18 protein-coding genes are annotated in these 18,937 nt (G+C 73.2%); 7 read left to right on the forward strand and 11 right to left on the reverse strand.

The genetic code is table 11. The features are described from left to right. Positions 1-22: 22 nt before the first annotated feature. The 6 genes from ACFXAE_RS25080 to pdhA all read right to left on the reverse strand — a co-directional run bounded on the left by ACFXAE_RS25080 (position 23) and on the right by pdhA (position 7,218). Positions 23-1,117, reverse strand: a complete 1,095-nt coding sequence (locus ACFXAE_RS25080; RefSeq protein ID WP_384718695.1) for a potassium channel family protein — start codon at positions 1,115-1,117, stop codon at positions 23-25. Beyond that, positions 1,114-2,472 carry a molybdopterin molybdotransferase MoeA gene (locus ACFXAE_RS25085; RefSeq protein WP_384718663.1) on the reverse strand — a complete coding sequence of 453 codons (1,359 nt, stop codon included), beginning with the start codon at positions 2,470-2,472 and terminating at the stop codon, positions 1,114-1,116. The genes ACFXAE_RS25080 and ACFXAE_RS25085 overlap by 4 nt, the downstream gene beginning before the upstream one ends. Beyond that, the gene (locus ACFXAE_RS25090) at positions 2,472-3,407 is read right to left on the reverse strand and encodes a DUF6457 domain-containing protein (protein ID WP_384718696.1); all 936 of its coding nucleotides are present in this window, start codon (positions 3,405-3,407) and stop codon (positions 2,472-2,474) included. Before ACFXAE_RS25090 ends, ACFXAE_RS25085 begins: the two co-directional genes overlap by 1 nt. Before the next feature lie 231 nt (positions 3,408-3,638). Next, positions 3,639-5,075 carry a dihydrolipoamide acetyltransferase family protein gene (locus tag ACFXAE_RS25095; RefSeq protein ID WP_384718665.1) on the reverse strand — a complete coding sequence of 479 codons (1,437 nt, stop codon included), beginning with the start codon at positions 5,073-5,075 and terminating at the stop codon, positions 3,639-3,641. Beyond that, complete coding sequence (locus ACFXAE_RS25100; RefSeq protein WP_384718667.1) at positions 5,075-6,079, reverse strand: alpha-ketoacid dehydrogenase subunit beta; 1,005 nt, start codon at positions 6,077-6,079, stop codon at positions 5,075-5,077. The genes ACFXAE_RS25095 and ACFXAE_RS25100 overlap by 1 nt, the downstream gene beginning before the upstream one ends. Next, the gene (pdhA, locus tag ACFXAE_RS25105) at positions 6,076-7,218 is read right to left on the reverse strand and encodes a pyruvate dehydrogenase (acetyl-transferring) E1 component subunit alpha (protein ID WP_384718669.1); all 1,143 of its coding nucleotides are present in this window, start codon (positions 7,216-7,218) and stop codon (positions 6,076-6,078) included. The genes ACFXAE_RS25100 and pdhA overlap by 4 nt, the downstream gene beginning before the upstream one ends. Positions 7,219-7,403: 185 nt before the next feature. On the opposite strand from pdhA, the gene ACFXAE_RS25110 reads away from it, so the two are divergent. Further along, positions 7,404-7,889, forward strand: coding sequence for an Lrp/AsnC family transcriptional regulator (locus tag ACFXAE_RS25110; protein ID WP_384718698.1), 486 nt, complete (start codon positions 7,404-7,406; stop codon positions 7,887-7,889). 32 nt (positions 7,890-7,921) lie between these two features. Here the strand turns inward: ACFXAE_RS25110 and ACFXAE_RS25115 are convergent, their stop codons facing one another. Both ACFXAE_RS25115 and ACFXAE_RS25120 read right to left on the reverse strand, forming a co-directional pair. After that, a complete protein-coding gene (locus ACFXAE_RS25115; protein WP_384718671.1) occupies positions 7,922-8,512 on the reverse strand; it encodes a TetR/AcrR family transcriptional regulator in 591 nt (196 codons plus the stop codon). Then, the gene (locus tag ACFXAE_RS25120; RefSeq protein ID WP_384718673.1) at positions 8,509-10,023 is read right to left on the reverse strand and encodes a 3-hydroxyacyl-CoA dehydrogenase; all 1,515 of its coding nucleotides are present in this window, start codon (positions 10,021-10,023) and stop codon (positions 8,509-8,511) included. Before ACFXAE_RS25120 ends, ACFXAE_RS25115 begins: the two co-directional genes overlap by 4 nt. Before the next feature lie 159 nt (positions 10,024-10,182). Here ACFXAE_RS25120 and paaN point away from each other — a divergent pair, with 159 nt between their 5' ends. Then, positions 10,183-11,874: a phenylacetic acid degradation protein PaaN gene (gene paaN / locus ACFXAE_RS25125; protein ID WP_384718675.1), complete on the forward strand. Its 1,692-nt coding sequence runs from the start codon at positions 10,183-10,185 to the stop codon at positions 11,872-11,874. Here the strand turns inward: paaN and ACFXAE_RS25130 are convergent. From ACFXAE_RS25130 to ACFXAE_RS25140, 3 genes are read right to left on the reverse strand one after another with little or no spacing between them, the layout of a single operon-like run. Further along, a complete protein-coding gene (locus ACFXAE_RS25130; RefSeq protein WP_384718677.1) occupies positions 11,871-12,650 on the reverse strand; it encodes a TrmH family RNA methyltransferase in 780 nt (259 codons plus the stop codon). The two genes, paaN and ACFXAE_RS25130, sit on opposite strands and share 4 nt — an antisense overlap. Positions 12,651-12,660: 10 nt before the next feature. After that, complete coding sequence (locus ACFXAE_RS25135) at positions 12,661-13,902, reverse strand: HTTM domain-containing protein (protein ID WP_384718679.1); 1,242 nt, start codon at positions 13,900-13,902, stop codon at positions 12,661-12,663. Continuing rightward, complete coding sequence (locus ACFXAE_RS25140) at positions 13,899-14,768, reverse strand: DUF5819 family protein (RefSeq protein ID WP_384718681.1); 870 nt, start codon at positions 14,766-14,768, stop codon at positions 13,899-13,901. Before ACFXAE_RS25140 ends, ACFXAE_RS25135 begins: the two co-directional genes overlap by 4 nt. Before the next feature lie 329 nt (positions 14,769-15,097). On the opposite strand from ACFXAE_RS25140, the gene paaA reads away from it, so the two are divergent. From paaA to paaE, 5 genes are read left to right on the forward strand one after another with little or no spacing between them, the layout of a single operon-like run. Continuing rightward, the gene (paaA, locus tag ACFXAE_RS25145; RefSeq protein ID WP_384718683.1) at positions 15,098-16,111 is read left to right on the forward strand and encodes a 1,2-phenylacetyl-CoA epoxidase subunit PaaA; all 1,014 of its coding nucleotides are present in this window, start codon (positions 15,098-15,100) and stop codon (positions 16,109-16,111) included. Further along, complete coding sequence (paaB, locus tag ACFXAE_RS25150; protein WP_384718685.1) at positions 16,108-16,395, forward strand: 1,2-phenylacetyl-CoA epoxidase subunit PaaB; 288 nt, start codon at positions 16,108-16,110, stop codon at positions 16,393-16,395. Before paaA ends, paaB begins: the two co-directional genes overlap by 4 nt. Beyond that, complete coding sequence (gene paaC / locus ACFXAE_RS25155; RefSeq protein WP_384718687.1) at positions 16,392-17,126, forward strand: 1,2-phenylacetyl-CoA epoxidase subunit PaaC; 735 nt, start codon at positions 16,392-16,394, stop codon at positions 17,124-17,126. The genes paaB and paaC overlap by 4 nt, the downstream gene beginning before the upstream one ends. Then, positions 17,120-17,662 carry a 1,2-phenylacetyl-CoA epoxidase subunit PaaD gene (gene paaD / locus ACFXAE_RS25160; protein WP_384718689.1) on the forward strand — a complete coding sequence of 181 codons (543 nt, stop codon included), beginning with the start codon at positions 17,120-17,122 and terminating at the stop codon, positions 17,660-17,662. Before paaC ends, paaD begins: the two co-directional genes overlap by 7 nt. Then, positions 17,662-18,720 carry a 1,2-phenylacetyl-CoA epoxidase subunit PaaE gene (gene paaE, locus ACFXAE_RS25165; RefSeq protein WP_384718691.1) on the forward strand — a complete coding sequence of 353 codons (1,059 nt, stop codon included), beginning with the start codon at positions 17,662-17,664 and terminating at the stop codon, positions 18,718-18,720. The genes paaD and paaE overlap by 1 nt, the downstream gene beginning before the upstream one ends. Positions 18,721-18,937: the final 217 nt, after the last annotated feature.

Here is an 18,937-nt window from a genome sequence, read left to right on the forward strand (position 1 = left end):
ACGGCAGCCGGAAGCAGCCTGCCTAGCTGCGGAGCGGGCGGAAGTCGGGCGCGATCTGCGTGCCCGGCGTCGCCCGCACGATCGTGATCAGCCGGTCCGTCAGCTCCAGCGTCCCGACGTCCGCGTCGTCGTAGCCGAGCACCCGGTGCCCGCGTACGACGCTCACCACCAGGTCGCCGACCTCGCGGGGCGTCTTGCCCACTTCGGCCTTTATGACCGGCCGTTCGACCATGTCGAGCCCGGTGCCCTGCTGGATGAGGTCCTCCATGACCATGCCGGCCGAGGGGCTGAGCACGGACAGCCCGAGCAGCCGTCCGGCCGCGCTGGCGCTGGTGATGACCGCGTCGGCACCCGACTGCTTCAGCAGCGGGGCGTTCTCCTCCTCGCGCACCGCGGCCACGATCTTCGCGCCCCGGTTGAGCTGCCGCGCCGTCAGCGCCACGAGGACGGCCGTGTCGTCGCGCTGCGTCGCGATGATGATCTGCCGGGCCCGCTGCACCTCGGCCCGCTTCAGCACCTCGCTGCGCGTGGCATCCCCTATGACACCCGCGTAGCCGTCCGCCGTGGCCGCCTCGATCGCCTTCGCGCTGGGATCGACGACCACGACCTGCTCCTTCCTGAGCCCGGTCGCGCAGACGGTCTTGATCGCGGACCTGCCCTTGGTACCGAACCCGACGACGACGGTGTGATCGCGCAACGTGGACCTCCAGCGGTTCAGTCGCCACTCCTCCCGCGTGCGTTCGGTGAGGGCCTCGAGGGTGGTGCCGACCAGGATGATCAGGAACAGCACGCGCAACGGCGTGATGACGAAGATATTGGTGAGCCGGGCGGCGTCACTGACCGGAGTGATGTCGCCGTACCCGGTGGTGGAGAGGGTGACGGTCGCGTAGTAGAACGCGTCGAGGAGATCGAGGGATCCGTCGGAGTTGTCGTTGTAGCCGTCGCGGTCGGCGTACACGATGAACGCCGTCACCACCAGCACCACCAGGGCCCACGACAGTCGTTTGGCGACCTGGCGGATCGGATGCTCCACCAGTTTCCTCGGGAGTTCCACCCGATGGGTCACCAGATGTTCGTCCGCCTGGCGAGCGATGGCGTCCTGGCCCGGAAGTTTCACGTGAAACACACCCCGATTCCTCCGGACGCCCAGGGCAGGTCGAGCAGTTCCGCCTCCTGTCCGGGCCGTGCTCCACCGGGGGGTACGACGGCGAGCGCGTCGGCCGCCGCGACGCCGCGCAGCATGGCCGGGCCGTTGTAGAGCAGCGGCAGCGCCCGGTCACCGCGCAGGGCGACCGGGATCAGCCGGGTGTCGTGCGGGTGCCCCTGCACCCCGTCCCGCAGCGGCAGCGCGTACGGCTCGGGGGCGGGGCGGGCCGCGAGGGTGCGCAGCAGCGGCTCGGCGAGCGTGAGCAGACCGGATACGGCGGCGAGGGGGTTGCCGGGCAGGCCGACGAGGTGCTGGTCGTCCTTGGTACGGGCCAGGAGCATGGGGTGGCCGGGGCGCACCTTGACGCCGTCCACGAGGAGTTCGGCGCCGATGCGGCGCAGCGCGGGGTGCACGTGGTCGACCGGGCCCGCGGCGGTGCCGCCGGTGGTGACGACGACATCGGCGTCGGACGTCGTGATGGCCTCGTACAGCGCCTGTTCGTCGTCGCCGACCCGGCGTACGACGGTCACCTCCGCGCCGAGCACGCGCAGCCAGGGCGGCAGCAGCGGGCCGAGCGCGTCCCGGATCAGCCCGTCATGCGGCAGGCCCTCGCCGAGCAGTTCGTCGCCGAGGACGAACACGTCGGCGCGGGGGCGGGGGACGACGGTGAGCGTGTCGTATCCGGCGGCGGCGGCCATGCCCAGGACGGGCGGGGTCACCGGGGTGCCCACGGGCAGCAGCTGGTCACCGCGGCGGCACTCCTGGCCGCGGGGGCGGATGTCCTGGCCGTGGGTGACCGTGTGCGGCGGCCGGGTGGCGTCGGTGACGTGCAGCCGGCCCTTGTCGTCGGTGCGGCCGTGCTCGCTGCGGAGTACGGCGGTGGTGTCCGGGGGGATGCGGGCGCCGGTGGCGATGCGGACGGCCTCGCCGTCGGTGAGCGGCGGGTGCGCGGCGTGCCCGGCGAGGACACCCTCGTCCCGTACGGACCAGGGGCCGGGGCCGGAGACCGCCCAGCCGTCCATCGCGGAGGTGTCGAAGGAGGGCAGGTCGGTGAGGGCGGTGAGGGGAGCGGCGAGGGTGAGGCCCAGGGCGGAGGCGAGGGGGACGGCGACCGGGGTCAGGTAACCGGTGCGGCCGCCGGTGCCGTGGCGCGGGGCGCGTTCGGCGATGGCGCGGGCGTCGGGCCAGGCGGTGGCATCGTGGTGCGGGTGCGGGTGGCGGGGGGTGTCCGTGGTGCCGCCGGGGTGTTTCCTCACGAGGGCGAGCGCCTCCTCGACGTCGAGGTCGTCGGCGTTCCTGTCGGCCCGGGCGGCGCGCGGGGTCATCAGGCGTCCGGGCGGGTGTCGGGGGCTTCGGGGGTTCCGGGAGTGGCGTGAGGGGCTTTGGGGGTTCCGGGAGTGGCGCCAGGGGCTTCGGGAGTGGCGTCAGGGTCTTCGGGAGTGGCGTCAGGGGTTTCCTCGTCGGCCCAGCGCAGGGCGAGTGCCGCGGCCTTGCGGGCCGCCTCGGCGACGGCCTCCCGGTCGCCGCCCGCTTGTGCGGCCGCGTAGCCGACGAGGAAGGTGGTCAGCGGCGCGGCGGGCCGGGCCACCCCGTGGGCGGCGTCGCGGGCCAGGTCGAGCAGTACGCCGGTGTCGACGTCCAGGTCGATGCCCAGCTCGTCCTTGACTGCGGAGATCCATTCGTCCAACACGTGTCCATGCTCCCTGATGCGTGCCCTGGCGGTGGCGATGTCGTCCCAGGTGTCGCAGTCGAAGGACGCCACCGGGTCGGAGATACGGGTGAGATCGAGCGAACCGGTCAGCCTGCGCAGGGGCAGCCCGGCCAGCTCGCCGTGCCGGCCGGTGAGCACGGCCAGTTCGCGGCGCAGGGGCCCGGTCCGGTACGCGGCGACGAGCGGCTGGTCCCGGCCGTCGGAGTCGGTCAGCAGCACGCCGTCGGTGGTGGTGCCGTGACGGAGGGGTGTCAACAGCCCCCGTACCGTGCGGTGACCGAGGAACGGCAGGTCGGCGGAGAGCACGACGACATGGTCGGCCGTGGTGTGCCGGAGCCCGGCGGCGAGCGCGGCCAGGGGCCCGCCGCCCGGGGGTTCCTCGCGGGCCCAGATCACGGGCCGTGCGGTGGGGCGGGGGCCGGCGACGACCACCGTGGTCCGGGCACCGGCGCAGGCCGCGAGCACCCGGTCGAGCAGCGCCCGTCCGCCCACCCGCACGCCGGGCTTGTCCGCGCCCCCGAGCCGCCGGGCGGCGCCACCGGCGAGCACGACGGCGTCGTACGCGGAGCCGGGATCCCCGGAGGGACCGCCGGGAGGATCGCCGGAGGGACCGCCAAGAGGGTCACCGGAGGGACCGCCGGGAGGATCGCCGGCGAGATCGCCGGAAGGACCGCCGGGTGGCTGATACTCGGTCACCCTCCGAGTATGCGTGCCCCCACGATCACAGGGAACGCGGGGGCACCGGGATACGGCCGGGGAGACCGGTGACTCGAAGCGGACTCACAGCGTCCGCAGCAGCACCGCCGGTTGTTCGACGCAGTCCGCCACGTACCTCAGGAAGCCTCCCGCGGTGCCGCCGTCGCAGACCCGGTGGTCGAAGGTGAGCGAGAGCTGCACGACCTGCCGCACCGCCAGCTCGCCCTCGTGCACCCATGGCTTGGGGACGATGCGGCCGACGCCGAGCATGGCGGCCTCGGGGTGGTTGACGATCGGGGTGGAGCCGTCGACGCCGAACACGCCGTAGTTGTTCAACGTGAAGGTGCCGCCCGTGAGTTCCGCGGGCGTCAGCGTGCCGGTGCGGGCCGCCTCGGTCAGCCGGGCGAACTCGGCCGTGAGCGACTCGGCGTCCCGCGTGTGCGCGTCCCGGACGACGGGGACGACCAGCCCCCGGTCGGTCTGCGCGGCGAAGCCGAGGTGCACGTCCGCGTACTGGACGATCTCCCTGGCCTCGGTGTCCACCGAGGAGTTGAGCTCGGGGAAGCGGGCGAGTGCGGCGGTGCAGATGCGGGCCAGCAGGGCCATGACGGAGATCTTCGGCCCGCCGGCCGCGTTCATGGCGGCCCGCGTGCGCATCAGTTCGGTCGCGTCGGCGTCCACCCAGCAGGTCGCGTCGGGGATCTCGGTGCGGCTGCGGGAGAGCTTGTCGGCGACGGCCCCGCGGATGCCCTTGAGGGGGACACGGGTCACGCCCGGGGTGCCCGCGGCCGGTGCCGGCGCGCCCGTACGGTCGGCCCGCGCGCGCGGTTCGCCGGCCGTCGCGCCCGTACGGCCCTGGGCGGCGGCGGCACGCAGGGCGTACTCCACGTCCGCGCGGAGGATCAGGCCCTCGGGTCCGGAGCCGGTCATCTCCCGCAGGTCCAGGCCGTTCTGCCGGGCCAGCCTGCGCACCAGGGGCGAGATCACGGGGACGGGGCCGTCCACCGCGCCCGGGGTGCGGGCCTGCGCGGCGGCGGGCCGCGCGGTCCTGGGCCGTCCGTTCGCCACGGGTGCGGAAGGGGCGGAAGGTGGCGCGGGTGCGGCGGGGGTCGCGGGGGTCGCCTGCGGCGGACGGACGCGGCGGCGCCGGGCCGGTGCCTCCGCGGTGCCGTAACCGACCAGGACGTTGCCGGAGCCCTCGGCGGCCGGGGCCCGGTCGCGCGCGCCCTCGGATTCCGCGGGGCGCGTGTCCCCGGCCGGGCGGCCGTCGGCCGGCTCGCCCACCGCCACCGTCAGCAGCGGAGCGCCGACGGGCAGTTCCGTGCCCTCCGCGCCGAAGCGGGCCGTGACGACACCGCCGTAGGGGCAGGGCACGTCCACCATCGCCTTGGCCGTCTCGACCTCGACGACCGGCTGGTCCACGGCGACGACGTCACCGACCTCGACCAGCCAGCGCACGATCTCCGCCTCGGTGAGCCCTTCACCGAGGTCGGGCAGCTTGAACTCCAGCACCTGTGCCATCAGCTCTCGGCCTCCCATTGCAGGCGCCCCACGGCGTCCAGGATCCGGTCCACTCCGGGCAGGTGGTGGCGCTCCAGCATCGGCGGCGGGTACGGCAGGTCGAACCCGGCCACACGCAGCACCGGCGCCTCCAGGTGGTGGAAGCAGCGCTCCGTGACCCGGGACGCGATCTCCCCGCCCGGGCCGCCGAAGCCACCCGACTCGTGGACGACGACCGCGCGTCCCGTCCGCCGTACCGAGGCGCACACCGTCTCGTCGTCGAACGGCACCAGGGAGCGCAGATCGACGACTTCGAGGTCCCAGCCCTCGGCCCGGGCCGCCTCGGCCGCCTCCATGCAGGCGGGCAGCGACGGCCCGTACGTGATGAGCGTGGCGCTCCGCCCCGAGCGCCGCACCACCGCACGGCCTATCGGTTCAACGGCCGTCGGCTGCTCCGGGTTCCAGGAGTCCTTCGACCAGTAGAGCCGCTTGGGCTCCAGGAAGACGACCGGGTCGTCGGAGGCGATGGCGGCGCGCAGCAGCCCGTAGGCGTCGGCGACGGTGGCGGGCGTGACGACATGGAGCCCCGGAGTCGCCATGTAGTACGCCTCGGAGGAGTCGCTGTGGTGCTCGACCCCGCCGATGCCGCCGCCGTAGGGGACGCGGATGGTGAGCGGCAGGGGCATCCTCCCGCGCGTGCGGTTGCGCGTCTTCGCGACGTGCGAGATCAGCTGCTCGAAGGCCGGGTAGGCGAACGCGTCGAACTGCATCTCCACGACCGGGCGCAGCCCGTACATCGCCATGCCGACGGCCGTGCCGAGGATGCCGGCCTCGGCCAGCGGGGTGTCCGTGCAGCGGTCCTCGCCGAATTCCTTCGCGAGTCCGTCGGTGACCCGGAAGACCCCGCCGAGGGTGCCGACGTCCTCGCCCATGACGTGCACCGACGGGTCGGCGGCCATGGCGTCGCGCAGGGCGCGCGTGAGGGCCTGCGCCATGGTGGCCGGCTTGACGGCGACGGTGGTCATCGCTGTGCCCCTTCCGGCTCGGCCCCGGCCGCCAGCTCGGCCCGCAGTTGCTCCCGCTGCTCCAGCAGCTGGGGGGTGGGCTCGGCGTAGACGTGGGCGAAGAGGTCCATGGGGTCGAGCGCGGGGTCCTGGTTCATGCGGGCGCGCAGGTCCGCGGCCATGGTCTCGGCGTCCTGGCGGGCGGTCTCGACGCCGGCCCCGTCGAGCAGCCCGCGCCCGGTCAGCTCGCGCTCGAGGAGCGCGATCGGGTCGTGCTGCTTCCAGGTCTCGACCTCGGCGTCGCCGCGGTAGCGGGTGGCGTCGTCGGCGTTGGTGTGGGCCTCCACACGGTACGTGATCGCCTCGACCAGGGTCGGGCCGCCGCCCGTGCGGGCGCGGCGTACGGCGTCGGCCAGGACCTCGTGCACGGCGGCGGCGTCGTTGCCGTCGACCAGGCGGCCGGGCATGCCGTAGCCGACGGCCTTGTGGGCCAGCGACGGGGCCGCGGTCTGCTTGGCGAGCGGTACGGAGATCGCGAAGCCGTTGTTCTGGACGAGGAAGACCACCGGGGCCTGCCAGACGGCGGCGAAGTTCAGCGCCTCGTGGAAATCGCCCTCGCTGGTGCCGCCGTCGCCGACCATGGCGAGCGCGACCACGTCGTCGCCCTTGAGGCGGGCGGCGTGCGCGAGACCGACGGCGTGCGGCAGCTGGGTGGCGAGCGGGGTGCTCAGCGGGGCCACGCGGTGCTCGTGGGGGTCGTAGCCGGTGTGCCAGTCGCCGCGCAGCAGGGTGAGGGCCTCGACGGGGTCCACCCCGCGCGCGACGACGGCGAGGGTGTCGCGGTAGCTCGGGAAGAGCCAGTCGCGCTCCTCGAGGACGAACGCGGCGGCGACCTCGCAGGCCTCCTGGCCGGTGCTGGAGGGGTAGACCGCGAGACGGCCCTGCTTGGTGAGGGCGGTGGCCTGCGCGTTGTAGCGGCGGCCCTTCACCAGCTCCGCGTACAGCCGGCGCAGCAGCTCCGGGTCGGCCTCGGCGGCCGCCTCGGTGCCGAGCACGCGGTACGGCTCCGCGTCCGGCAGCAGCGGCGCGGGGTCGGTACGGGGCTGCCAGGCGGGCGGCGGGGTCGGCCGGTAAGCCCCCCGCTGCTCCATGACCGTCATGACGGCACCTCCTCGTGGGATGTCGGAGGCACGGCGTCTGTGACGCGCCTCACCAACCGATTGTTCGGTCGTCGGCACATTTTGGCTACGGGTGGCACCAGGCTGTGGACAAACGGTTCTCCACAACTTGAGATGGATGCAGGACGTCCACGGCGGAGAGGTGGGGGCGGGTGGCATCTGAACAAATGGCCGAGGGCCAGGAGGGGATCGGGCCGCTCGCTCCCGCGCGGCCCCTGGACGCCATCGACCAGGACATCCTGCGGATGCTCCAGGCGGACGGCCGGGCGTCCGTACGCTCGGTCGCCGAGCGGGTCCACGTCTCCCGCGCGAACGCGTACGCGCGCATCAACCGGCTGGTCGAGGACGGTGTCATCCGCGGCTTCGGGGCTCGCGTCAACCATGAGCGGGCCGGTCACGGGACGTCCGCGTACATCACCCTGAAGATCGTCCAGAACACCTGGCGCACGGTCCGCGAGCAGCTCCGGCAGCTCCCGGGCGCCTCGCACATCGCGCTGGTGGGCGGCGACTTCGACGTCCTGCTGCTGGTGCACACGCCCGACAACCGGGCGCTGCGCGAGCTGGTGCTCACCCGGCTCCAGGCGATCCCCGAGGTGCTCAGCACGCGCACGCTGCTGGTGTTCGAGGAGGAGGACCTGGAGCCGCAGGGGTGAGCGGCCCCCGGCCGGAGGCGCCGGGAAAGGTCTCAGGGCGCCTTGCGCAGCCCTCCGAAGGCCAGCTGGACCACCGCGTCGGCCACCTCGCGCTCGCTCATGCCGCGCCCGTCCGGCCGGTACCACTCCACGATCGAGTTGATCATGCCGAAGACCAGCCGGGTCACCAGGCGCACCTCTATGTCCTCGCGCACGTCCCCGTCGGCCGCCGCCGCCTTCAGCAGCGCCGCCACCCGGTGGTCGAACTCGCGCCGCCGCTCCAGCGCCCACCGCTCGGTTCCCGTGTTGCCGCGCACCCTCAGCAGCAGCGTCACGTACGGCAGCTCGGCGGTCAGCACCTCGACCATGCGCCGTACGACGTACTCCAGCCGCTCGGCGGCGCGCCCCACGCGCGCGTGCTCCTCGTCGAGGATGGCGAAGAGCCCGTCCAGGGCCCGGCTCACCGCGCGGCGCAGCAGTTCCTCCTTGCCGGCCACGTGGTGGTAGATCGACGACTTGGAGATGCCGGCGGCCTTGGAGAGGTGCTCCATGGAGGTGCCGTCGTAGCCGCGCTCGTTGAACACCTGGACGGCGACGGACAGCAGCGTCTCCGGGGTGTACGTGTCGCGCCTGGCGGTGGTCACGGGGTGTCCTCCCGCTTGCGGGTGGCGCACGCGTACCGGTGGAGCGCGAGGGACGGCGCGTAGCGGCCGGACGGATCGATCTCGTGCAGTTCGTCCAGCAGGGCGCCGGCCCAGCCGCGGCCGAGGCGGCGGCTCCACTCGAAGGGCCCCAGGGGGTAGTTCACACCCAGTCTCATCGCGGTGTCGATGTCCTCCTCGGTGGCGACGCCCTTGGCGACGGCGTCGACCGCGAGGTCGATGATCCGCGCCACCGTCCGCGCGACGATCATTCCGGGGACGTCCCCGATGACGCTGACCTTCTTGCCGAGCGCCTGGAACAGTCCGGTGGCCTCGGCGACGGTCACCGGGGAGGTGTCCTGGGCGTGGGACAGGGCGACGCGTGTGGCCGCGCGGTAGTCGAGGGCGAGGTCGAAGTAGACGACGTCGCGGTACTCCGCGGAGGTCCGGCCGTCGGCGAGCACCAGTTGGCCGCCGCCGGGCAGCACCAGACGGGTGCCGTTGTCCTCGTCCTCCTCGCGCACCTCGATGCCGGCCTCGCGGATCAGGGCGAGCAGCTCCGAGGCGGGTCCCAGATCGCCCTCGGCGACCACGTACGCGGGCGGCTCGGCAGGCTCCGCGGTGTGCGGCTCGGGGCGCTCGGCGCCGCCGCTGTGGTCGTACCAGCCCTGGCCGCTCTTGCGGCCCAGGCGGCCCGACTCGACCAGGCGGCGCTGGGCGAGCGAGGGGGTGAAGCGCACGTCCTGGAAGAAGGACTGCCACACCGAGTGGGTGACGGACTCGTTGACGTCCTGGCCGATGAGGTCGGTCAGCTCGAAGGCGCCCATCCGGAAACCGCCGGACTCGCGCAGGACCGCGTCGATGGTGGCCGGGTCGGCGCCCTGGGACTCGTACACCGCGAAGGCCTCGGCGTAGAAGGGCCGGGCGACGCGGTTGACGATGAAGCCCGGGGTGTCGGCGCAGGCGACGGGCGTCTTGCCCCAGGCGCGGGCCGTCTCGTACGCGCGCGTGGCGTACGAGACGTCGGTGGCGAAGCCGGAGACGACCTCGACGAGCGGCAGCAGCGGCGCGGGGTTGAAGAAGTGCAGACCCACGAAGCGGCCGGGCACGCGCAGGGCACCGCCGATCGCGGTGACCGACAGGGAGGAGGTGTTGGTGGCGAGCAGGCAGTCGTCGGAGACGACGTCCTCCAGCGCGCGCAGCAGCTCCTGCTTGACGTCGAGACGCTCCAGGACGGCCTCGACGACCAGGGCGCAGCCGGCGAGCCCGGTGAGCTCGTCGACGGGCCGCAGACGGGCACGCGCCGCGTCCCGCTCGTCGGCGGTCAGGCGCTCCTTCTCCACCAGCCGGTCGAGCCGGGCGCCGATCGCGTCGGCCGCCTGCCGGGCCCGGCCGTCGGCGGCGTCGTACAGCCGCACGGGATGGCCCGCGACCAGCGCGACCTGGGCGATTCCCTGACCCATGGTGCCGGTGCCGACCACGGCCACGGGACTGCTGAGGTCGAGTGCTGTCATGTGCGCGATCCTCCCGCACGGGGTTGTCCACAGATGCGGCGGACCCCCTTGTCCCGACCGATCGTTCGGTTACTCTAACTCTGACCGCCCGTTCTGACTACGTTTCCGCACAGGTCCATGAGCTCGACGAAGAGTTCCGAGACGAGGAGTTGGTCCCGCATGGCCGCCGAACTCACGGCGCACGAGCTGATCGCCCGGCACCGTCCCACCCTGGACCAGGCGCTGGAAGCGATCCGCACGCGCGCGTACTGGTCCCCGCACCCCGAGCACCCCAAGGCCTACGGGGAGAACGGCAGCCTGGACATGGCGGCGGGCAAGGCCGCCTTCGACGCCCTGTCCGGCACCCGCCTCGACCTCGGCCAGCCGGGCACGGACGGCTGGGTGGACGGCGAGACCTCCCCGTACGGCATCGAGCCGGGCGTCAGCTACCCGCACGCGGACCTCGACGAACTGCTGCCCGCCATGAAGGCCGGGATGCGGGCCTGGCGCGACGCGGGCGCGGAGACCCGCGCGGTGGTCTGCCTGGAGATCCTCAAGCGGATCAGCGACCGGACGATGGAGTTCGCCCAGGCGGTCATGCACACCTCCGGCCAGGCGTTCATGATGGCGTTCCAGGCGGGCGGCCCGCACGCACAGGACCGCGGCATGGAGGCGGTGGCCTACGCGTACGTGGAGCAGATCCGCACGCCCGACACGGCGGAGTGGACCAAGCCGCAGGGCAAGCGCGACCCGCTCGCGCTCACCAAGGAGTTCACGCCGGTCCCCAGGGGCATCGGCCTGGTCATCGGCTGCAACACCTTCCCGACGTGGAACGGCTACCCGGGCCTGTTCGCCTCGCTCGCCACCGGCAACGCGGTCCTGGTCAAACCGCACCCCCGCGCGGTGCTGCCGCTCGCCCTCACCGTCCAGGTCGCCCGCCAGGTGCTCGCCGAGGCCGGCTTCGACCCGAACCTGGTGGCGCTCGCCGCCGAGCGGCCCGGCGAGGGCATCGCCAAGACGCTGGCCACCCGCCCGGAGATCCGGATCATCGACTACACCGGCTCCACGGAGTTCGGCGACTGGCTGGAGAGCAACGCGCGCCAGGCGCAGGTGTACACCGAGAAGGCCGGCGTCAACACGGTGATCGTGGAGTCGACCGGCGACTACAAGGGGATGCTGGCCAACCTGGCCTTCTCCCTGTCGCTCTACAGCGGTCAGATGTGCACCACCCCGCAGAACCTGCTGATCCCGCGCGACGGCATCACCACCGACCAGGGCCCCAAGTCCTTCGACGAGGTCGCCGCCGACCTCGCGAAGGCGGTCGACGGCCTGCTCGGTGACGACGCGCGAGCCAACGCGCTGCTGGGCGCGATCGTCAACCCGGACGTCAAGGCCCGCCTGGAGGCCGCCACCGGTCTCGGCGAGGTCGCCCTCGCCTCCCGTGAGATCGCCCACCCGGAGTTCCCGGGCGCGGTGGTGCGCACGCCGGTGATCGTGAAGCTCGACGGCGCCAAGCCGGACGCCGAGGCCGCCTACATGAGCGAGTGCTTCGGCCCGGTCTCCTTCGCCGTCGCGGTCGACTCGGCCGCCGACGCCGCGGAGCTGCTGCGGCGCACGATCCGGGAGAAGGGCGCCATGACGGTCGGCGCCTACACGACCTCCCCGGAGGTCGAGAAGGCCGTCCAGGAGGTCTGCCTGGAGGAGGCCGCCCAGCTCTCCCTGAACCTCACCGGCGGGGTGTACGTCAACCAGACGGCCGCCTTCTCCGACTTCCACGGCTCCGGCGGCAACCCGGCGGCCAACGCCGCCCTGTGCGACGGCGCCTTCGTGGCCAACCGGTTCCGGGTGGTCGAGGTGCGCCGGGAGGCCTAGGAGGCGTGAGGTGCGCCCCCGGTGGCGCTCCAGTGGTACAGCGTCATGGCCACACTGGTCGCGAGGTTGTAGCTGGAGACCTGGGGGCGCATCGGCAGCGCCACCAGATGGTCGGCCCGCGCGCGGAGCTCCGCCGACAGTCCGCTGCGCTCGGAGCCGAAGGCGAGCAGCGCGTCGTCCGGCAGCTTCAGCGAGCGGATGTCCTCGCCCTCCGGGTCGAGCGCGAAGACCGGCCCGGGCGGCAGCTCGTCGACGGTCAGCCGTTCCACGGCGGTGGCGAAGTGCAGCCCCGCCCCGCCGCGTACGACGGTGGGGTGCCAGGGGTCGAGCGTGCCGGTGGTGACGACCCCGCTCGCCCCGAAACCGGCGGCCAGCCGGATCACCGCGCCCGCGTTGCCGAGGTTGCGCGGATTGTCCAGGACCACCACGGGGGCGGTGCGCGGGGTGTGCGCCAGCTTCTCGAGGTTGCCCGCGCGGGAGGGGCGTACGGCCAGGGCGGCCACGGCGGTGGGGTGCGTACGCGGCACGAGAGCGGCGTACGTCTCATGGGGCACCTCGGTCAGCAGCTCCGCCAGTGTGTCCCGCACGTCCCCGGCCAGCTCGTCGGCGAGCGCGAGCGCGCCGGCCCGGTCCGCGGTGAGCGCCACCCGGACCTCGGCCCCGAAGCGCACGGCGTGCTTGAGGGCGTGGAAGCCGTCGAGCAGCACGGCGGTGCCGGCCAGACGGTGCCAGGCGGACACGAGGCCGGCCGGGGTCTCGGGAGCGGGGTCGGTCATGGCGTGCAGCCTACGTGCGCGGGCCCGGCACTCCGCCGGGGGCCGGGGCGGCCTCCACCGGGTCCTCCCCGGCCGGCCGGTCGGCCGGGGGCCGCGGCCGCGGAACCCACGTCCCGCGCGGGCGCAGCCGCCCACACGCGCGTGCCGCGAGGTTCCCGAGGCGGCGCAGGAAGGCCGTCGGCAGGAAGACCGCGTCCGCCGCGATCATCGCCAGGGAGAAGAAGGGCAGTCCGAGCACGACGGCGATGACCGCGTGCTCCATGATCATGAAGGCCAGCAGGACGTTCTTGACCCGCCGGTTGAACAGCGTGAACGGGAAGGCGACCTGCATGGCGACCGTCCCGTAGGTCACCAGCATCACCATCGTGCCGCCGGCCGACAGCAGGTCCGCGAGGGCCGGCCAGGGGGAGAAGTACTCCAGGTGCAGCGGGTAGTAGACGGCGGTGCCGTCCTGCCAGCGGGAGCCCTGGATCTTGTACCAGCCGGCCGTGGCGTAGATCAGACACGCCTCGGCCATGATCACCAGCAGCGCGCCGTTGTGCACGACGTTCGCGACGACGTCCAGCAGGATCCGCGGCTGCCCGGTCCCCGCGCGGCGTCCGGCCAGCCACCACAGCGCCTGCGCGAGCCATACGGTCCACAGCAGCACCGGTATGAACCGGTCGCCGTCCAGCCGGCCCGCCATCGTCGCCAGGATCAGCAGGAAGCCCAGCACACCCCACAGCACCGGGCCGGCCCGGTCGCGCGGCCACTCGCCACGCGCGCGTGCCCCGGCCGCGCGGCGCGCGCGCCGCGCGTCCAGGGACCAGACCTGACCGCAGCGCGTGAACACCAGGTAGATCGACATCAGGTGCAGGACGTTGTCGCCGCCGTCCCCCATGAAGACGCTGCGGTTCTGCAGCGCCAGCACGCCCACCATGAACAGCACCGACATGGTGCGGGTGCGCCAGCCGAGCAACAGGAGGAAGCTCCACAGCACGGCGAGCACGTAGACGGCCTCGAACCAGACCTGGCTGTCCGACCACAGCAGCGGCGTGAAGGCGCCGTTCGTCGCGACCAGCTGATCGGCGAGGTCCCAGCCCCAGGGCCCGTCGGGGCCGTACAGCTCCTGGCGATGGGGGAACTCGCGCAGCAGGAACAGCAGCCAGGTCAGGCCGAAGCCGATGCGGATCACGGCGGTCTGGTGGGGGCCGAGCGCGGCGTCGGTGACGCGGGCTATCGCGCGGGACAGGGTCAGCGAGAAGCGGTTCATCCCCCACCTCCCCGGGTCTCGCCCTCGGGCAGTGACCACCAGGACAGCGTGCGGTACACGGGTGTGGCGGAGATCTTCTCCCCGCTCCACTCGGGCGGCGGCACCTGGGCGGTCCGTGAGCGGACCTGGACGCGCTCGACGGCACCGCCCGGACCGGCCGCGTCCGCGCGGTCGAGGCGCAGCACCGTGATCCGGCGCAGATACGTCTCGGACAGCGCCCCGCGCAGGCCCACCGGCCGGTTGTCGTCGTCGTGCGTGGCGACGAAGAAGTCCCAGGCGCGGCGCAGCTCGTTCTGCTGGGTGTGGCTGGGCAGGAGGTTGCCGTCGATGGCGCGGCCGTCCTGTGCGGACAGGTCGTACCAGCCGGTGGTCCGTGTCCCCCCGTCCGCCGTGCGGATCTCGGCACGTACCTGGACGGCGATGTTCTGCTGCAACGGGTTCGGCGCGAACAGCTTCCAGTTCTGCTCGAACTCCGGGTAGATCCAGTTCTCGACCGTCTCGCCGTGCTCCTTGCTGACCGTGTTCGCCGGCGCGACGTGCAGGAACGTCATGCCGAGGTGCACACAGACCGCGACCGCGACGACCGCGAGCGCCACCGCGGCGCCGATCCGATAGCGCAGGGAGAGCGCGGCCACCCCGGTGCGGGGCCCGTCGGGCGGGCCGGCAGGGGAGCGCGGCGCGGGCGGATCGGCAGGGGAGCGCGGCGCGGGCGGGCCGTCCGCGGGTCGTCCGGGCCCTGGCGGAGGGGTCCGGGGCTCTGGTGGGTCCACCGGCGAGGCAGGGCCGGGCAGGGCGGGGCGCGGGCCCGGCACGCCCTGCCCGGCAGGCCCGTGCCGGGCGTCCGAGCCCTTGTCGTACGCGTTCATCCCGCCCCGATCCACCGATCCCGGTCCGTCACCGCTTCCGCCCCGCCGCGGGGGCCTGGCACCGCTTCCGCCCCGCCGCGAGGGCCTGGCACCGATGCGTCGCGTCGCACGGAACGGTACTCAGCACCGGCCGTCCGGGCACAGTCCCGCCGGGATCCCGTTCCGTGGCCGCCGCCACACCGCGGCGCGAGCCCCGTTGTCCACAGACGACCCCCGCAGGTTATCCACAGCGGTTGACACCTCGCGGCGCCCGTCTCACCATGGAATCGCACGAACCGAACGATCGGTCGGGAGCGTGCTCCGGGAAGCATCCAGTCGAGGGGGACCTCATGGCGACAGCAGCCGCCCGCGATACGGCCGGCAGCCGGGCGTACGACGCACCGGCCGGTGCCGGCGACACCGCCGGCCACGAGCGCGCCTTCGACGCGGCCGTCGCCGCCGACGAACGGATCGAGCCGCGCGACTGGATGCCGGACGCCTACCGGGCCACGCTCGTCCGGCAGATCGCCCAGCACGCGCACTCCGAGATCATCGGCATGCAGCCGGAGGCCAACTGGATCACCCGCGCGCCCTCACTGCGCCGCAAGGCGATCCTGATGGCCAAGGTGCAGGACGAGGCCGGGCACGGCCTGTATCTGTACAGCGCCGCCGAAACCCTCGGCACCAGCCGCGACGAGCTGCTCGACAAGCTCCACTCCGGCCGCCAGAAGTACTCCTCGATCTTCAACTACCCGACGCTGACCTGGGCGGACGTCGGCGCCATCGGCTGGCTGGTGGACGGTGCGGCGATCACCAACCAGGTGCCCCTGTGCCGCTGTTCCTACGGCCCGTACGCGCGCGCGATGGTCCGCATCTGCAAGGAGGAGTCCTTCCACCAGCGCCAGGGTTATGAGCTGCTGCTGGCCCTCAGCAAGGGCACACCGGAACAGCACGCGATGGCGCAGGACGCGGTGGACCGCTGGTGGTGGCCGTCGCTGATGATGTTCGGCCCGCCCGACGACGAGTCCCAGCACTCCGCGCAGTCGATGGCCTGGAAGATCAAGCGCCACTCCAACGACGAGCTGCGCCAGCGCTTCGTCGACATCTGCGTCCCCCAGGCCGATTCGCTCGGCCTGACCCTCCCCGACCCGGACCTGAAGTGGAACGAGGAGCGCGGGCACCACGACTTCGGCGCGATCGACTGGTCGGAGTTCTGGGACGTCCTCAAGGGCAACGGCCCGTGCAACGAACAGCGGCTGACCCGGCGCAGGCGCGCCCACGAGGAGGGCGCCTGGGTCAGGGAGGCCGCGGCGGCCCACGCGGCCAAGCACACGAACGGCGAGACAGGAGCCACACGAACATGACCCACACCGACTGGCCCCTGTGGGAGGTCTTCGTGCGCTCGCGCCGCGGACTGTCCCACACCCACGCCGGCAGCCTGCACGCGCCGGACGCGGAGCTCGCCCTGCGCAACGCCCGCGATCTGTACACCCGGCGCGGCGAGGGCGTCTCGATCTGGGTGGTCCCGTCGGCCGCGATCACCGCCTCCTCGCCCGACGAGAAGGACCCGTTCTTCGAACCGGCCGCCGACAAGCCCTACCGTCACCCGACGTTCTACGAGATCCCCGAGGGGGTGCAGCACCTGTGACGACGACCCCCGCCGAGGACACCGCCCGTACGGCCGCCGCGCTCGCCCTCGGCGACGACGCCCTGGTGCTCTCCCACCGCCTGGGCGAGTGGGCCGGCCACGCCCCCGTGCTGGAGGAGGAACTCGCCCTCGCCAACATCGCGCTGGACCTGCTGGGCCAGGCCCGGGTGCTGCTGTCGATGGCGGGCGACGAGGACGAACTGGCCTATCTGCGCGAGGAGCGCGCCTTCCGCAACCTCCAGCTGGTGGAGCAGCCGAACGGCGACTTCGCCCACACCATCGCCCGCCAGCTGTACTTCTCCGCCTACCAGTACCTCCTCTACGGCGAACTGGCGGCCGGTGAAAGCCCGTTCGCGGCCCTGGCCGGCAAGGCCGTCAAGGAGACCGCCTACCACCGCGACCACGCCGAGCTGTGGACGCTGCGGCTCGGCGACGGCACGGAGGAGAGCCACACCCGGATGCAGCGGGCCGTGGACGCGCTGTGGCGCCACACCGGCGAGATGTTCCAGCCCGTCGAGGGCCTGGACGTCGACCGGGCCGGCCTGGAGACGGCCTGGCTGGAGCGGATCGGCGAGGTGCTGCACCGGGCCACGCTCACGGTGCCGGAGGGCCCGCGCACGGGAGCGTGGGCGGCCGGTGCGGGCCGTCAGGGCCTGCACACCGAGCCCTTCGGCCGGATGCTCGCCGAGATGCAGCATCTGCACCGCAGCCATCCGGGGGCGACATGGTGACCGCCCTCACCCCGTTGGAGGCCGAACTCCTGGAGCTCGCCGGTTCGGTGCCCGACCCCGAACTGCCCGTGCTGACCCTGCGCGAACTGGGCGTCGTGCGCGCGGTGCACGCGCGCGGCACGGACACCGTCGAGGTCGAGCTGACCCCGACGTACACCGGCTGCCCGGCCGTCGAGGCGATGAGCCTGGACATCGAGCGGGTGCTGCGCGACCACGGGGTGCGCGAGGTCACCGTGCGCAGGGTGCTCGCGCCCGCCTGGTCGACCGACGACATCACGGACGAAGGGCGCCGCAAGCTGCGGGAGTTCGGTATCGCACCGCCGCGCGTGCGCACGGCCTCCGGGCCGGTCGGGGTGGAGCTGGGCCCGACGCGCACCCGCGCGACCCGGCCGGAGGACGAGCCGGTGCCCGTCCGCTGCCCGCACTGCGGCTCCGCCGAGACCGAACTGCTCAGCCGTTTCTCGTCCACCGCGTGCAAGGCACTGCGCCGCTGCCTGGCCTGCCGTGAACCGTTCGACCACTTCAAGGAGCTGTGATGGCCCGCTTCCACCGGCTCCGGGTGGCCGCGGTCGACCGGCTCACCGACGACTCCGTCGCCCTCGCCCTCACCGTCCCCCCGCACCTGGCCGAGGAGTACCGGTACGCCCCCGGCCAGCACTTGGCCCTGCGGCGCGTCGCGGACGGCGAGGACATCCGGCGCACCTACTCCATCTGCTCCCCCGCACCCGACGGCGAGGCGCCGAGCACGCTCCGGGTCGGCGTGCGGCTGGTCGAGGGCGGTGCCTTCTCCACGTACGCGCTCAAGGAGATCGGTCTCGGCGACGAGCTGGAGGTGATGACCCCGGCCGGCCGCTTCACGCTCCCTCCCGCGCCCGGCCGGTACGCGGCGATCGTCGGTGGCAGCGGGATCACGCCGGTGCTGTCGATCGTCTCGACCCTCCTCGCGCGCGAGCCGCGGGCCCGGTTCTGCCTGATCCGCAGCGACCGGACGACCGCCTCGACGATGTTCCTGGAGGAGGTCGCCGACCTGAAGGACCGCTACCCCGAGCGGCTCCAGCTGGTGACGGTGCTCTCCCGTGAGGAGCAGCAGGCGGGGCTGCCGTCCGGACGGCTGGACCAGGAGCGGCTGACCGGGCTGCTGCCGGTCCTGCTGCCCGTGGAACAGGTGGACGGCTGGTTCCTGTGCGGACCGTACGGCCTGGTCGAAGGAGCCGAGCGGGCGCTGCGCGGACTGGGTGTGGCGCGTTCCCGCATCCACCAGGAGATCTTCCACGTGGACGCCGGTACGGCGGCCGTCGCCACGTCGCCCGCCCCCGCGCACAGCACGGTCACCGCCCGGCTCGACGGACGCGGTGGGACCTGGCCCGTCCAGGACGGCGAGTCCCTGCTGGACACGGTGCTGCGCAACCGGTCCGACGCGCCCTACGCCTGCAAGGGCGGGGTGTGCGGAACCTGCCGTGCCTTCCTCGTCTCGGGCGAGGTGCGGATGGACCGCAACTTCGCGCTGGAATCGGAGGAGACGGAGGCGGGCTATGTCCTGGCCTGCCAGTCGCATCCGGTGACGGAGCGGGTGGAGCTGGACTTCGACCGGTAGGAGCGGGCGCCGGGCGTCCGCGGGAGGCCGCTACAGCACGTGTCCGGGCGTGCCCGCGGCGGTGACGACGGGACGCCCCGCGGCCACCCCCACCGGCCTGCCGCCCGGCACGGTGACGGGGGCGACGCCCGGCTGGGGCCCGTAACCGGGGGCGTATAAAAAAATACGAGCCCACCAGACACATCAACAACGCGTATGCCGTCTTGTGGTTGTAAAA

The sequence above is a fragment of the Streptomyces sp. NPDC059454 genome (genome assembly GCF_042749965.1).
GTDB lineage: Bacteria > Actinomycetota > Actinomycetes > Streptomycetales > Streptomycetaceae > Streptomyces.